Consider the following 15,683-nt stretch of genomic DNA (forward strand, 5'->3'; position numbering starts at 1 on the left):
CTTTAGTATTTATATAGTAAATACTATTAAAAATAGGACCTAAAATGGTCCTATTAATGATAGATTTTTTAAAACTAACTCTCTTCTTAACAGAATTAACTATTATATATCTATATTAACTGGGAGTTAAGTGTTAATTACTTATAATAAATGATTAAATAAACCATTCTCCTTTGATTAAAATTTGTCCGATAGTAGAATAACGTGGATCTATTTAGGTTTTACAAATATAAATATGATCCTATTTGGGATCTTTTCACTTAAACTAATCTGCCAAATACATAAAAAAAAGCAGCCAATGACTGCTTTTGATCTTCAACTAAAGCGTCAGTTAGTTGAACATCGATGGACAAACGCTAAGCTTAGGTTACAAAACAAAAAAGTAGAAAACAGATATATAAAACTGTTTTCTACTTTTTACAAAATTTATAACATTAATTATTGTTGTTTTGTTTCATGAAGAAGTGGTGGTGGAACTAGCCACCCCTTATTTTTCATGATTTGTAATAATGCTGCACCATCTTTTGCTTTTTTTGCACCCATTTGACCGAATAATAAACCGACATCTTCACGAATTGATTGACTCATTCCTTGACTACTTGCTACAACACCTGCTGCAATATCAGCAGCTACCATGTAAGCTATTTGAGCATCTTGAAATCTTGCACCTACTGGAATCTGCTCAAGGTCAGCTTCAGGTCGTTCTGCAGGGGTAGGTGGTACAGCAATATCATTATGTAATAATACTTCTTCTAAATCTTTTATTGATGGTTTGATTGATGATTCAATTACTTGTTTTAAAAATGCTTTTAACTCTTGATCACCTGTATGATTTATATAAACTTGATAACCATCTAACGCAGCTTTTGCAACTGATAAAGAACTCCATAATCCAAATACTTCGCCATAATGTAAAGGCTCATTTTGAGGATTTCCACTTAAAATTCCCATAAAAATCTTAGTCCCCTTCGATATTAAATTCATACTATTCCTCCTTTTCATGGAACAGTCACAATAAATATTATTTATCAAAGAGTAAGTTTTATACATAAGTGGTTTTTTATAATTTGACATTATTTACTATCATATTTTTCACTTTAAATACTCATAATATAATTGTTCATAATTAAAAGAGGTGGTGATTTAAGTGAAAAGATTGGGTATAGTTTTCTTCTCTTTATTAGTATCGCTCTCATTTTTAACTAATAATGCTTCTGCTGAAAACAACAGATATTCTAACGATAATATGAATAATCGATATAATCCAACTCCTGTTACTAACGCAGCAGATGTAAATGATGATGACGATAACGATTGGGGTTGGCTCGGATTACTAGGTTTAGCTGGATTACTAGGGCTAAGAAGAAGAGACCGAGACGACCGAAAATAATAAACATAGCTTAAATAGATATTGACCTGCTTAAAAATCCTCTTGATATTAATATCAAAGAGGATTTTTTTATCAATCTTGCTGAAAGATCTCTTTATGGTACTAAAAAAGACTACCGAAGTAGTCAAACTTTGTACAACTAATGCGTCCGTTACTTACATAAGAAAATCTTCTATTTCAGTAATTTATTTAATTTAAGGTTATCTATTATTAACTTCATACGCTGTTCTAATTCCTGCTTCAATCGCACCTTGCATCCAACCAGGAGTTGTAGATGAATGTGATCCAGCGAAATGAATTCTACCTTCTGGTGTACTTATATATTGACCTAATTCTTTTACTTGGTCAGGTTTAAACATAACAAAAGCTCCCCCATAATAGGGAAATTCCGACCAATTATGTGAAAACCCTATTAGAAACTCCGAAAATACTTGATTACCAAATATATATGAAAGATCATTCAAAGCAATTTTAATACGTTCGTGTTGTGTCATATTATCCCAAATGCTAGAATCATCTTCCCATGTGTAACTAGCTAAAATAATGCCAGTACTGTTCATTGCTCCAGCACCATGACTAGGAAAATAAGAAAACTTAATTGGGAGATCAGTAGTTAATTTACCTCCATAAAGTCCATATTTCTCCCAAAATCTCGTTTTAAATTGTAAACCTATTTTAGTTGAATTAGCATAATGTATCTTTCTAATTACTTTTCTCTTTTCATATGAAACAGACTCGAAGGGAAGTAAATCTACAAAATTCAGTAATGTATAAGGAATTGTAGAAATAACAAAATCGCTAGTCAATTGATGCTCGGTATTTAGTATTTGATTTTCCGTATATATTGTTACGTTTGATTCTTCTTGTATGATTTTTTTAACTCTTTGATTTGAAACAATATCGTCTTTAAGTTGTGGTAAAAATCCATTAATAAGATGATCTGTTCCCCCTGTAATTTCATAAAATTTAAGGTCCTTTGTTAAGAGTACTAAAACTTCTCTTAATATAGCAGTAAATGCAAGTTCACTAAATCCTTCTATTCCAACCATCGTTTCAATCATATCAATTGCTTCAGATGATAAAGATACACTTACGGGGTTATATTTTAAAAAGTTAGCCATTGAATAATGATCATACAAATTAATAACGATTTCCCAATTTTTTTCCGGATCTTGATTAATAAAATCAATTACTGGCCCAACTGCTAATAATAGTAATTCGGTAGCAGTTTTCCCTTTTTCACTTGGTGAGAGTTTAAAGTTTAATTGATTAGGATTTGCTTTATAATTTGTTTCATTTGTTAATACATTGTTAATGAAAATTAAATCATTTGGTGTACTATTTATAAATTCATTCACTTGTAGATTGAATTTTTTTATATATTCCAAAACTAGGTGATGAATAGAAGGTATGCGCATTGCACCAAGATCTATATATTGATTATTAATAAATGGTTCCCTTTTAGTATAGATTCTTCCTCCAATTCTGTTATTTGCTTCAATTATAGAAATCCGGTGTCCAGCTTCCTTTAAAAGTGAAGCAGCAACTAAGCCGGATATACCTGCGCCTATAATGGTTACATCCTTTGGTGAAGTTGTTTTTTGTAACCCATTATGAATAATGTTAATCATATGCTCCATAGAAAGCAGTAATTTTTGAATCATAGACATCACCTCAACTTGCAATATATAAATATCCATATCATGATATTCGTTTACCAGTAGAAGTAGAATTTTAAAAATTTATTCTTTTGAATATTTACTATCCTAACAGTTGCATAACAAAAAAGAATGCCGAAGCAGTCGATCCTTATTTAGCTACGTGCCAGTTAGTTAAACAATAAAAAGGAATTTCACATAAGTAAAATTCCCTTTCAATTAAAAACTTTATTCTTTTTTGATTTTCTACCATCATAACAACAAAGAAAACTAAACCAATTAATGCAACAATTGAACCGAGTAAAATAAACACTAGAATAGCTAAGAGAGATAAATCCCTACTTTCAATATAATAAATTATGTCTTTAACTTATATTCTATAGTTATTTACCATTCTTATTATTTTCCAATCTGCACCAAACATTTCATATATGAAATCTTCATCAACAGGCTGTTGCTTTACTTCTAAAAATTCCATTTCATCCAGGTCCGTAAGTCGGACTTCTCTTTGCTTATCATCTTCTAAAAAGATTATAGCTTTACTCATTTCAACTTTGTTGAATGTAAGTCTACATTTATCTGTTGATTTTGCTACTTTATAAGGGTTAAGAGGATGTTCATTAGAAATATAAATATTCTCAAAATCATTAGCGACAATCTCTTTTTCAATCTTTATTTCTTCAACGATACAATCGTGAAAATTCAAGAATTCAAAGTACTCGATTGTTGTTCATATTTCCATGAGTTCATAACCAGCCCACCTTTCTTCTTTAACTAACGAGCTCGTTATTTACATAAGATTACCGATACTCCTCTTCCAACCACCTTAACCGATAAAGGGATCCAATAATAGCTCCTCCGATTATTCCTAATCCAATGATTGGTATATAGGCTTTTGTAATCAGTGCTTCTGGGTGGCAAATTAACAACCCTATCAATATTCCTTTTGTCCAACCATACAAAGTGAGGACAGTTACTGATATTAGTACCCAATCGTAAAGCGATTAATAAATGAAGCAATCATAGCAATGCGTTTATCTTCAAATTTCATCAACAGCATTATTAGCACATATATTAAACCAAATAATAAACCAGATATAATTCCTATGTAGATGCTGTTCATTTGTAATAAATATACTTTCTCTAATTAACCCATTAATTGATATGATTCTTTTAAAAGAACTAAAAACTCTTGATTTAGGTCTTCTACACTATGGAATCTAAAGTTATTATGAAATCTATTTTTCGAAACTTGTTCAATTTTATTAATCTTCTCATGGTCAATATGATGGTTTGTAACTAAATTAAAATCTAGCCATTTCTTTTTTGGGTGTATTCCTCCAAAAGAAGATTTATTCAATAGATGAATAGAAGTCTTTTTAAACTCAATTTTAAATGGTCCAATTTCTTTCAATAAATCGAGTATTTTTGAATATATTTCATTAACATTAGATGCTTTATTTGAGAATAATTCATCTTCTGACATATTGTCGTCGCCTTCTTTCTACATAATATTTTAGATGGTATTACCATTATTTTGCCTCTTTTTACATCATTTTACTATGTTCTTGTTTAACTAAACTGCCAAATAATTGAAGAAAAAAGGCCACATTAGCGACTTGTGATCTTGTTGAACTACGCTCTCGTTAGTTCAATAAGAATTGTATATAGTAGACTAATAAGGAATCCTAAACAAAAATAGCCACTCATCATTGAGTGGCTATTTCTTTAACGATTTCGATAAATTTTTTGCTTATATTTGTAAGTTTTTTGTTTTTTGGATAGATTACCCACAAATCTTTAAAAACGTATTCATTATTTTCTTTGTAAGGTATAGAACATAAAACTCCACTGAGAATGTCCGGATGAAATTTGGCTCCTGTTTCATGAGAATATACAAATACATTATGTTCTCTAACAGCCTCTGTAAGAATATTCATACTGTTTGTAGTTACCTTGATTTTATTTTTATTTTCTTTAATCAACTTAGAATAATAATAATCAGAATAGATTGTATAGCAAGCGGTATCCAAATTTAATAAATCAGCTTGTGTTACGTACTCTAAATCATATAGATGGGAGTGTTTTCCTACAATAATATGAACACGATCAGTCCGAATTAAATCATGGTTAATATTTTTTTCACTCTTCAGTATCTCTAAATCTTGAGGGAAAAAGCAAAAATCATATTCAGTGTGTTTAATCGTTTCCATTATTAGAGGTGGAGCTTTTTCCTCGATATCAGTTGTTACGTTAGGATGCTCAACTTTAATTCTGTTCAATGCTCTTTGAAGTACAGATGCGAAAGTAGGAGCAGCTACTATTTTCAAATGAATCTTTTTGTTATTTTTATAATCATACAGCTCTTCATTTAACTTACTGATAATTTGTAAGACTTCACTAGCTCTATTAGTTAAAATCTTTCCTTCTTCTGTTAGAAGTGTGCCTTTTCTTGATCGGTTGAAAATTGTTATTCCTAATTCATTCTCTAGTTGGGAGATAGATTGACTAAGTCCTGAACTTGTAATAAGCAATTTTTCTGCAGCTTTAGTTATAGATTTCTCGCTAGCAACTTTCACGATATATTCCATTTGCTCAAAATTCATAAATACTCCTCGAATAATAGTTTCCACACTTATTTTTTCTTTCAATTGAAACTGTATAAATCTAGTGGAAAATAAGTGATGTAATTCAAAATGAATCGGTGGGCAGCTATAGTAGGTGTAGGTTAATTTCCTAAGCAGTACCACCAAACTGTAAAGTCATTATTAAACTATCCTACCATTAGTGCAATAGAATACCTTATGATAATTATCCCTTTATAGTAGACACTCAAAAAAGCCTATAAAGTCCATTTTTAAACTCTAGATAGAAAAGAAGGTAAGTCAAAGATGCCTTGAATCGATTTTCATATTATTTAAGCAAGAAAAAAGAAGCAAAAATCATGAAAATGATTCCTACTTCTTTAAATAGGAGAGATGCAAAATTTATTTTACAATACAACATAATAGTTGGATTGTAAAAGCTTAGAAGTCTAAATTTATTTAATGCTGGAAGAACCTAATAATGATTCAGGTTTGATATCCAGTGCTAAAAGGCTAATTTTTGAGTAACCTGTATTTTTATTTTCAGAAAAAGCACGTTTCAATTCTTGGAAATCAGGATCATTTAATAAGTTTTTTAATTCTTTTTTATACAATTTTAGAACTGAATCTTCCACGAATTTTGGCGTATATTGACTAGGATCCTCATCCATAATTAAACATCCTAGGAAATGATATTTAAATTGAAATGCACGAGTAAGATTAACCATATATAATAGTTTTTCAAAAAGGTTAGGGTATTCAAATTTTAATTTTTCAAGGGTTTCTTTAGTGGTTTTTAATTCATCTATACTAGATAAAGTAATCATTAATTATTCCTCCTCTTATTTGTCCCAAGGTTTATCTAAAGAAATATACTCAGCTAATTCTTTACTTTTTTGTCTTCTTAATTTACGCATTTCTGCTCTTTCTTTACCTGTCTTGTAGAGGAATTTTTCTTCTTCTGTCACTGGAATAATACTTGGAACTTCAACCGGTCGTTTATTTTCATCTAAAGCTACAAAAGTCAGAAATGCAGTAGCAGCAATTCGTCGCTCACCATTTATCATATCTTCTGCGATAACTTTACAAAAAATTTCCATCGAGCTTTTACCTGTATATGTTACAAACGATTCGACACAGACTGAGTCAGTTTGATGAATTGGGCACAAGAAATCGATATGGTCAGTAGAAGCAGTGACGCATTCCTTAACACGAGAATGTCTACGGGCAGATAGAGTTGCCGCGTCATCAAGCTTTTTCATTAAAACTCCACCGAACAGAGTATTATAGTTATTTAAATCGCATGATAATACTTGTGCGGTATTAATAATACGACTTTCTTTCACTTTTTTTGCTTCCATTTTTTTCGTCCTTTCATGTTTGGAATCTAAATGTAAAAATACCTTCCACATCATTAAAAGGTTGTTGTTCCATATACAAAGTTTACGTCTGGATGCAGTGGAAGTAAAATGGTTAGTTTTCATCAGTATTATAACTTTTATCTATGTAAATGCTTTCATTTATGCCGTTTGTAAATAATTGAATAGTTAGAAAAAAAGACGGTTCAATTAAAATGAACCGTCTTTTTGAGTATGACTCATATAAATTAGTTTTTTAAAGTTCCTTTTTTGAGTTGTTCGATCGTGAACTTCAACCATTCTTTTGCAGCATAGGAGAAATACTGATTATTGGCCCAAATAATTCCTAAGTTCCAACTAATAGAAGGATTAGTTACTTTAACAGATTTAACATTTTCGTTTAAATTATGGCAAATACTTTCAGGCAAAAGTGAAATTCCAAGTTTGGAAGCCACCATTTCTTCAATAAAAGATTGCTGAGAACTTTCAGATATTATGTGTGGATTAAAACCTACGTTGTTACAAGAATGTATAATTCGATCATTTAAAACAAAGTCCTTATTAAACAAGATAAAAGATTCATTAGCTAATTCTGATAATTCAACTTCATCTCTTATTGCTAATGGGTGTGATGGGTGAAGGATAAGCTTTAGGTCCTCTTCCATAAAGGAATAATGGTCGAAAATGTCGTTTTTAGTAGGAAGAACAATGATACCAACATCAAGTAACTTGTTGCCTACATCTTCTTCTATTTTCTTTGAACCATCTTCTACTAATTGAAACGTAATCCCTGGATACTTTTCATGAAAATTCCCAACAATCTTTAGAAAAAAATGAGCATTAAAAATTGGTGGCAACCCAATACGAATATGTCCCTTTTTTAATCCTGTAAGATTGTCCAATTCCGTTTTTAAATTATTAAATGCTTTGTCAATTAATGTTGCTTGCTCTAATATAATTTGCCCTGCATCGGTCAATGTTAATTGCTTACTAGAGCGATCAATTAAAGCAACTCCTAACTCTGTCTCAAGGTTCTTAATCATTTTACTAATTGTCGGTTGAGTGATAAATAAATGGTCTGCCGCTCGGGAAAAACTATTAAATTTAGACACCTCAATAAAATATTGTAAATGTTTGATATCCAATTTTGTACACCTGCTTGTGACTATATTTAGGTAATTTCTTTAACTCTATTTTGATAAAAGTATATCCTTTTTTAATAAAATGGCCCTTTATACTACGATTGAAGGCAATGAAGCCAATGGTTTAACCATATAGCCAATTACTCATAAACACATCTAAAGGTATGGAGTGGTTTGTTATGGGGACCATTCATTAATTGCACATTGTCGTGCATATGCTTCATCTGACCAAAATGGCATTTACATCAGTGTCTTCATATTCATTTGACTCACATACAACCCAACCTTCTTCACTCGCTAGACCCCAAATCATTATACTCTCAGAAATCAAATGACATTACCATTCTCCTTTATAACTAGTACTTCAATAATATCATTAAATTATTCATATTGTGTTATACCCATAATAAAAAAATAGAGCCGAGATATGAAGATATATTCTCCACTTTCTCACCCCTATTTAAGGTTAACTTAATATTGTTCTGAACTCCTGTAGGTCTTGAACTAACGCATGAGTTAGTTCCATTAGAAAGCCCATCTGTGATCAGGTGGTAAGCATTCGTCACATAGTAATTTCCCATTATGCGTTGCCCATTATTTAAACCTAAGATTGGGCCATTCTTCTCGCGGTCAGTTGTCAATTGTAACCACAATTTTCACATCTGCCTCGGTTTCAGCCAAACCGCCAAAATGTATTGCTGAATTAGCGTCTTAGTGCTAAATGAATTCTCTCCACTTTCCGTATATTCCAACCATTAAATATAATTTACTATCTTTTAAAAAAATTATAGAATGTTTCCTCCCTTACTTGGAACAATACCATTGTATTTACGTAGAAAGGAAGGTGATTAGAAATGGATATTCAAAAATTAGCCGATCATGAATCATTGGATCTACATGAAGTTATTAATTTTAAAACCCTTTGCTTAGCGAAATCAAAACTAATGCAAGGACTGGTATTTGATCAAGATTTGAGAGCATTAATGCAAAAAGATGTTGAACAATCCATGCTAGCGCTTGGAGAATTACAGGCAATTTATCAACGTGCACCTTTTGAAGCTCCTGTTCCTCAAAACCGGCCAACACCAATACTAGATTAGAAGGAGGTAAATTTATTGAATAATGACTATTTAGACCCTATAAACTCGCTACATGTACCAGAGCTAGCAGATACTACATTTGCGATGGACTTACTTCTTCGTGCCAAAGAAGGTGTTCGCAATATTGCGGTCGCATTAACGGAGTCAGCATCACCTGATGTTAGAACGCTGTTAAGAAACCAATTAATGCAAGGGATTGCCATGCATCAAGAAATTACAGAACTAATGATTAGTAAAAAATGGTTTCATCCATACGAACTAAGTGAACAATATCAATTAGATCAACTCTCTGCCAACAATACATTGATGATTGGCAAAATGAATCTATTTCCTGTTGAGAACAATAGAAAAGGCATGTTTGACCGGACACCTGATGAACACTAACACTGGAGGCTGTAACCAATGAAGGCAGTAACGTATCAAGGTATTAAAAATGTTGAAGTCAAAGAAGTTCCAGATCCAAGGATTGAAAAACCAGATGACATGATTATTAAAGTAACGAGTACAGCTATTTGTGGTTCTGATCTACATTTAATTCATGGCATGATTCCTAACCTGCAGGAAAACTATATTATTGGCCATGAACCAATGGGAATCGTAGAAGAAGTTGGTCCAGGTGTGACTAAACTAAAAAAGGGAGATCGAGTAATTATCCCTTTTAATATAGCATGCGGTGAATGCCAGTATTGTAAAACAAATTTGGAAAGCCAATGTGATAATTCTAATGATAATGGTGATATGGGTGCCTATTTCGGATATTCTGGTACAACGGGTGGCTATCCAGGTGGGCAAGCCGAATATTTAAGAGTGCCATTTGCCAACTTTACTCATTTCAAAATTCCAGAGACTTGTGAAGAACCAGATGAAAAGTTAGCAGTTATTGCCGATGCGATGACTACTGGTTTTTGGAGTGTTGACAATGCAGGCGTAAAGGGTGGAGATACAGTTATTGTACTTGGCTGTGGTCCGGTTGGTCTTTTTGCTCAAAAATTTTGTTGGCTAAAAGGAGCAAAGCGTGTCATTGCTGTAGATTATATAGACTATCGTTTGCAACACGCCAAACGTACCAACAAAGTTGAAATTGTAAATTTCGAACACTTTGAAAATGTGGGAATGCATTTGAAAGAAATAACGAAGGGCGGCGCTGATGTTGTCATTGATGCAGTTGGAATGGACGGTAAAATGACTGATTTAGAGTTCTTGGCGAGCGGAATGAAACTTCATGGCGGATCATTCGGTGCGTTTATCACGGCTTCACAAGCAGTGCGTAAAGGTGGGACAATTCAAGTTACCGGTGTTTACGGTGGCAGATATAATGGATTCCCAATGGGAGATATTATGAACCGAAACGTCAATATTCGATCTGGACAAGCACCTGTGATTCATTATATGCCATATATGTTTGAATTAGTGTCGACCGGGAAAATTGACCCAGGAGATGTCGTAAGTCATGTACTTCCACTTAGTGAAGCAAAGCGTGGCTATGAAATTTTTGACACAAAAATGGATAATTGTATAAAAGTCCTGTTGAAACCTTGAGGAAGGAGGTATAAAAAATGAACTACGCCTTACATGAAGTTCTTGAGGTTCATGAGATTGCTGCATTTAAGACCAATTGTTTAACTAAATCTAAAACGATGAAAGTGTTAGTTACGGATCAGCTATTAAAAGATATCATGCAACAAGACATTGATATATCTACGAGACAATTACAAGAATATGCTTCTATCCTTTCCAACGCTAAGCAGTAAATTAGGAGATGAATAAACATGAATCCAATCATTGAAACTTTAACTGGCATGAACGCACTATCAGATCAAGTGGTTGCAATGGATCTACTCATTTCAGCTAAAAGTGGAATTAGAAATTATGCCATGGCAGTTACAGAGGCAGGAACACCGGAAATTAAAGAAATGCTCACTCGCCATTTAGTGGAAGCTCTTGATATGCATGAACAAATATCCACATATATGGCAGAAAAAGGATGGTACCATGCTTGGGATACAAACGAACAGATCAGTTTGGATTTAAATAATATCAATACAGCATTGAACTTACCTACATTATAAAAAATTTCCAGGAACAGTTTAACACTCACCAAATAAACTGTTCCTATTAAACCATTTTTTAGTTTATTTGGCAGAAGTAAATAAAGTTAATTCTTCTTGCTTACACGTGTTTGTTTTACACTATATAATGAAAACAATAAATTGACTATTTTTATTACGAAAAGGTCGAAGCAGGAAATTCACCAATTTTGATACGAAGTAAACTATAAGGTTTCTGTCGTAAGTCTTTTCCATAATGAAATCTAGGCTGTCGATGTAATTGATTCACAATGACATACAAATATTGATCCGGACCAATTGAAAAAGTATCTGGCCACAAAATTCTCGGATCATGTGCGATAGTTTCCATTATGCCATTTGGCAATATCTTACGGATACTGTTGTTTTCATAATCTCCAGCATAAACAGTACCCTTTGCATCTGTGATCATTCCATCAGACGCACCTTTTTCTCCCCAATACTTCACATGATAAGGTAAATCCATGTCCGGTATCGTTCTGTCTCTCAGGGCTTCTGTTGAGATCGAGAACAAATGACGACTGGTTAGTGGAGCAAAAAATAATATCTTTCCATTGGGAGAAATCGCAAGACTATCAGACGCCAATCTAAATGGAGAAGTTGAACCATCTTTGTTTCGATTCATTAAAATTTGACCTTCTACTTTCGGTAACAAATAGGGATCGGGTGAAGTTGAATTTGCTCCATTTAATCGTCTAAACGCGTTTCCATTTTCTAAATCTACGACGATAATAGCTCCTGGTCCTTTGGAAGAAGAATCCGTTATATAAGCATAACCTGCGTTTCCAACACGAAAATCAAATCGGACATCATTCAGGTAAGTTGTTGGCAGGACAACATCTTCTGTAAAGGTATATATGCTTCTAATTGTATTGGTTTTTAAATCAACAGCAACTAATTTTGCCCCACCTATAATAGGTTCAGAAAAATTTGGTGCCGCTGTATCTAATACCCAAAGCGTTCCCCTTCCATCAGCAACTACACTTTGGACACTGATGAAAGTCATTTTGATATTCTCGGGGTTAACCAAATTGGTTTGTAAATTAGGATAAGGCAGCAATTTATCCCCAACAATTTCCCCCACCGTAAATTTAACATCGTCTCCCCATTTCGGAATGCAAATGAAAATACGACCGGTTTCTGAAACAGTAACACCTGTAGGCATAGCCCCATAAAATTCATAAACTAGTTCTAAATTACCGAAATATTTTTCACTAGGCAACATAGGTTTCATAATATCCTCCTCTATTATTCAAACGGGATATCTCCTATATATGATTTATATTTTTTCTAGTGCATGTTTCTTGTAATAAAATGCGCTCTTCATAAAGTGAGATATTGCGACGTTTATTTTTAATAACGGCGGTTTGAAATGCCTTAAAACTTATGGTGTTTAAATTATCTGGGATAGCAATATCTTAACTAGTTTCAATTTCAAATTTCACTAACGTATTTTTTCTTTTTTCAACATATCCCAAATGGAATAGACAGAACTTTCTACAAATAGCAAAAAAAGTATCCAAACACTAATATTTTGCAATTTCGAATTTGTTATTATAATAACAATAGGAATGAAAATTGAGCTAATAAGTAAAAATTTTATTTTATCCCCTTTGACTATTTCTTTTCAATTCCCAATATTTCACAAATGATTTAACTAATATTATTTATTTTATATTAAAGTTATTAGTCCTTTTCCTATTCAACTGACAAATAAGAAAATAGGAGCCTAATTGGCCCCTACAATTTGTTCAACTAACGCTCTCGATAGTTGAAGTAAAATTCATCACTATCTAATCTTAAATTCTGTCAATCAACCTTTTTATAGCACTGACTACCACTTCTGAATCATCATTTTGTATATAATGTGAACTTTTTTTAACAATTTCCATTTCACCATTTGTGGAAATTCCAAGAATTTCTTTCTGCATCTTATTCCATAACTCTTGTGATTCCTTCGAATAATGAGCTTTCTTACCAGCTGAAAGAACAATTAATGGAACTTTTAATTTTTTTCTTGTTTCTTTTAACTGCATTAGACTCTCTATAAATTCTTCCAAATTCCCTTCGGAAATGAATTGATTATTGTATGCTTTTTGAAAATCTTGTGACATCATTGGAAGAAATCTTTCTCTGTAATCTTCAGGGGTAGAGTCAATCAAGATAAGTCCACAAACTTCATTTTGATATTTAGTAGCATACATCCTCATATTAACTCCACCAAATGAGTGCCCCACTAATATGTATGGAGGTTCTATCTTGGCTTCAATAAGAAGTTCCTTCAATTCCTTAACCATCTCTTCACTGGTTCTGGGATTAGAACTTGCTTCACTTTTCCCAAGTCCTGCTCTATCATAAACTAACACATTAGTGAACTTTGAAACATCTCCAATTACTGATTCCCAAGCTTTGGAAAAATCACCGTACCCAGCGTCCATAACTACTGTCGGATTTCCATTATTTTCTCCCATCAATTTAGCATATAGTTTACAAACACTTATTTGCACAACCATTTCTTTATTCATTTAATCCATTCCATTCCTCTCAATTAAACAACTTTCATTAGTTAAAATTTAACAAAATTAACATTCCTTCTTCAACAATCCCTCATTAACTTTAATAAATAAAGACCACCGAAGTGTCCACCACTGTTTAACTAACGCGCTAGTTAGTTGCATAAGTAAATTATTAAACTTTCAACATGATCACAAGTAATGTAAGCAATAGTGCCAAAAATTATATACTTTCTTATTTTAAATTAACGCCTCCGCGAGCAACCTTAAGTTACAGTCGTTGGCGTTTATTTCCTTCGCAATGACTAACGATCTCGTCAACGACGTGCTCTATCGGTGCGGTGGCGTCGATTATAATACCATTTTTCGGAATGTCTTCTTTCGTTTGGTGCAATCGCACAATGAGTTCCCGTTCCGATTTCTTTCCGCCCCACTCATTTTCTGGTCGCTCGTCAAGCCGTCGGTTCAATGTGTCGAGGTCGACCTCGAGGACAAACACGCCGTCAAATAGATCTATAAATTTCGAAAAGTTCCTAGAACCACCACAGAAAAATGTTACCGCCTCTTCCTGGTTAGCGACCAAAGCTTTTACTTTATCTACATGCCAAATGTGGTGCTCGTGCGTGCCGCCACCGGTCGGTGTACCAGTTTCCGGATCGCCTTGATAAGCCAATTCACGGTCACCATGAATGGAGTGGTAGCCGCGCCGCTGCAATTCATTGCAGACCGATGTTTTGCCGGTGCAGGAAACGCCTTCAATCAGATAATTCCTAATGCCCAAGGCTAGACCCTCCATTCAAATGAATAAGCAAACTTCTTTTAAAAGTAATCATATTTCTTAATTTCGGTAAGAAACTACTAATTCCTCTTATTACAGAAACCTGCTAAATAGTTAAAAAGAGTCGATCATCATCGACTCCTTTTTGTTCAACTAACGCGCCAGTTTGTTCAATAAAGAAAACTTACTATATCATATCAAAAATATAAATTATCCCGTTGTAAAATCTTTGCTAGATACATTCATATATTTTATAGTGTTCTGCCAACATTTAGCTTAATTTTGTCAAAATCTATTAATTCTATTTGTTTTATTACAAAAATATTGCAAGATGATATTTTCATTACAAAGCCATAAATAGATGATGTTATTGATCCATATCAAAGTTAAATGTGATAAATTGAATAAAAGTTAAATAAAAGCAGAATAGAAAGGAACCATCATGAACAGAACCTACATAAATTTCCCTTTTACCACTATCATAAAGGGGTTCCTTACAGTATGTTTACTAATTTTAAGTCTCACTTCATTTTCTACATTACATGTATCAGCAAATACTAATACAGCATTTAAATATAATTCGAAAGTGCCATTACCAAAAGCTCACCAAGAGTATTTATATAATCTGTGTAAACAACGTGGGTTATCATATCGATCGGCACTTGCAATCATTAAAATAGAAAGTAATTTTCATGCAAACGCTCGAAATAATGAAAGCTACGGTTACTTCCAAATTGCAAAAGTAAACCATAAAAGTCTGGCCAAAACTCTACACACTGCAAACAAACCAACAGATCCTTACATTAATATCAAATGGGGTACATATATGCTTTCTTCTTTACAAAAGAAGTATAAAGCAAAAGGATATCGTGGCGTAAAATTAACAGAAGCCATTTTAAGTGCTTACAATAAAGGTGTTGGTGGTTATGAACGAACAGGAAAAGCTACGTCATATATCGCTAAGTATAATAAAGCGTTAAAAGTCGTAAATTCATGGTTCTAAGATCATACTCGAAAGTTAAGTTCAATAATAATAGACAAGGTGCAATTCATCTGAATTGCACCTTGTCTA

General features: G+C 32.8%; 18 protein-coding genes. 7 read left to right on the plus strand and 11 right to left on the minus strand.

The window, feature by feature from the left end; translation table 11 throughout:
- Window positions 1–438 precede the first annotated feature (438 nt).
- Window positions 439–951 (minus strand): DUF3231 family protein, encoded by a 513-nt coding sequence (locus V7056_RS16195; protein WP_499703474.1) that lies wholly within the window; start codon window positions 949–951, stop codon window positions 439–441.
- A gap of 196 nt (window positions 952–1,147) precedes the next feature.
- Here V7056_RS16195 and V7056_RS16200 point away from each other — a divergent pair, with 196 nt between their 5' ends.
- Entirely contained in the window at window positions 1,148–1,390 is a 243-nt protein-coding gene (locus V7056_RS16200; protein ID WP_499703457.1) for a WGxxGxxG family protein, read from the plus strand.
- Window positions 1,391–1,590: 200 nt separating this feature from the next.
- On the opposite strand, the gene V7056_RS16205 is transcribed toward V7056_RS16200, so the two are convergent.
- The 7 genes from V7056_RS16205 to cidR form a co-directional block, all read right to left on the minus strand.
- The gene (locus tag V7056_RS16205; protein ID WP_499703458.1) at window positions 1,591–3,054 is read right to left on the minus strand and encodes a flavin monoamine oxidase family protein; all 1,464 of its coding nucleotides are present in this window, start codon (window positions 3,052–3,054) and stop codon (window positions 1,591–1,593) included.
- A gap of 364 nt (window positions 3,055–3,418) precedes the next feature.
- Window positions 3,419–3,754: a hypothetical protein gene (locus tag V7056_RS16210; protein ID WP_499703459.1), complete on the minus strand. Its 336-nt coding sequence runs from the start codon at window positions 3,752–3,754 to the stop codon at window positions 3,419–3,421.
- Between the two features lie 441 nt (window positions 3,755–4,195).
- On the minus strand, window positions 4,196–4,534 hold the full coding sequence (locus V7056_RS16215; protein WP_499703460.1) for a DUF5655 domain-containing protein: 339 nt from the start codon (window positions 4,532–4,534) through the stop codon (window positions 4,196–4,198).
- Window positions 4,535–4,757: 223 nt separating this feature from the next.
- Window positions 4,758–5,654 (minus strand): LysR family transcriptional regulator, encoded by an 897-nt coding sequence (locus V7056_RS16220; RefSeq protein ID WP_499703461.1) that lies wholly within the window; start codon window positions 5,652–5,654, stop codon window positions 4,758–4,760.
- Window positions 5,655–6,088: 434 nt separating this feature from the next.
- Entirely contained in the window at window positions 6,089–6,460 is a 372-nt protein-coding gene (locus V7056_RS16225; protein WP_499703462.1) for a hypothetical protein, read from the minus strand.
- Window positions 6,461–6,475: 15 nt separating this feature from the next.
- Window positions 6,476–6,994 (minus strand): acyl-CoA thioesterase, encoded by a 519-nt coding sequence (locus V7056_RS16230; RefSeq protein WP_499703463.1) that lies wholly within the window; start codon window positions 6,992–6,994, stop codon window positions 6,476–6,478.
- A gap of 245 nt (window positions 6,995–7,239) precedes the next feature.
- Window positions 7,240–8,136 (minus strand): cidABC operon transcriptional activator CidR, encoded by an 897-nt coding sequence (gene cidR / locus V7056_RS16235; RefSeq protein WP_499703464.1) that lies wholly within the window; start codon window positions 8,134–8,136, stop codon window positions 7,240–7,242.
- 851 nt (window positions 8,137–8,987) lie between these two features.
- Between cidR and V7056_RS16240 the strand changes: the two genes are divergently transcribed.
- The 5 genes from V7056_RS16240 to V7056_RS16260 are packed head-to-tail and all read left to right on the plus strand — an operon-like array spanning window position 8,988 to window position 11,302.
- Window positions 8,988–9,233, plus strand: a complete 246-nt coding sequence (locus tag V7056_RS16240; protein ID WP_499703465.1) for a spore gernimation protein GerQ — start codon at window positions 8,988–8,990, stop codon at window positions 9,231–9,233.
- Window positions 9,234–9,248: 15 nt separating this feature from the next.
- Window positions 9,249–9,617, plus strand: coding sequence for a spore coat protein (locus V7056_RS16245; RefSeq protein ID WP_499703466.1), 369 nt, complete (start codon window positions 9,249–9,251; stop codon window positions 9,615–9,617).
- A gap of 18 nt (window positions 9,618–9,635) precedes the next feature.
- Window positions 9,636–10,772, plus strand: a complete 1,137-nt coding sequence (locus V7056_RS16250) for a zinc-dependent alcohol dehydrogenase (RefSeq protein WP_499703467.1) — start codon at window positions 9,636–9,638, stop codon at window positions 10,770–10,772.
- A gap of 17 nt (window positions 10,773–10,789) precedes the next feature.
- Window positions 10,790–10,984, plus strand: coding sequence for a hypothetical protein (locus V7056_RS16255; RefSeq protein ID WP_499703468.1), 195 nt, complete (start codon window positions 10,790–10,792; stop codon window positions 10,982–10,984).
- Between the two features lie 18 nt (window positions 10,985–11,002).
- The gene (locus V7056_RS16260) at window positions 11,003–11,302 is read left to right on the plus strand and encodes a spore coat protein (protein ID WP_499703469.1); all 300 of its coding nucleotides are present in this window, start codon (window positions 11,003–11,005) and stop codon (window positions 11,300–11,302) included.
- 154 nt (window positions 11,303–11,456) lie between these two features.
- On the opposite strand, the gene V7056_RS16265 is transcribed toward V7056_RS16260, so the two are convergent.
- The 3 genes from V7056_RS16265 to V7056_RS16275 form a co-directional block, all read right to left on the minus strand.
- The gene (locus tag V7056_RS16265) at window positions 11,457–12,554 is read right to left on the minus strand and encodes an L-dopachrome tautomerase-related protein (protein ID WP_499703470.1); all 1,098 of its coding nucleotides are present in this window, start codon (window positions 12,552–12,554) and stop codon (window positions 11,457–11,459) included.
- Window positions 12,555–13,119: 565 nt separating this feature from the next.
- On the minus strand, window positions 13,120–13,845 hold the full coding sequence (locus V7056_RS16270; protein ID WP_499703471.1) for an alpha/beta fold hydrolase: 726 nt from the start codon (window positions 13,843–13,845) through the stop codon (window positions 13,120–13,122).
- A 259-nt stretch (window positions 13,846–14,104) separates the two neighbouring features.
- Window positions 14,105–14,614, minus strand: a complete 510-nt coding sequence (locus V7056_RS16275) for an AAA family ATPase (protein WP_499703472.1) — start codon at window positions 14,612–14,614, stop codon at window positions 14,105–14,107.
- A 439-nt stretch (window positions 14,615–15,053) separates the two neighbouring features.
- On the opposite strand from V7056_RS16275, the gene V7056_RS16280 reads away from it, so the two are divergent.
- Entirely contained in the window at window positions 15,054–15,614 is a 561-nt protein-coding gene (locus V7056_RS16280) for a transglycosylase SLT domain-containing protein (RefSeq protein WP_499703473.1), read from the plus strand.
- Window positions 15,615–15,683 lie beyond the last annotated feature (69 nt).

The organism is Bacillus sp. JJ664 (assembly GCF_036962205.1).
In the GTDB taxonomy this organism is placed as follows: Bacteria; Bacillota; Bacilli; order Bacillales; family Bacillaceae_G; genus Gottfriedia.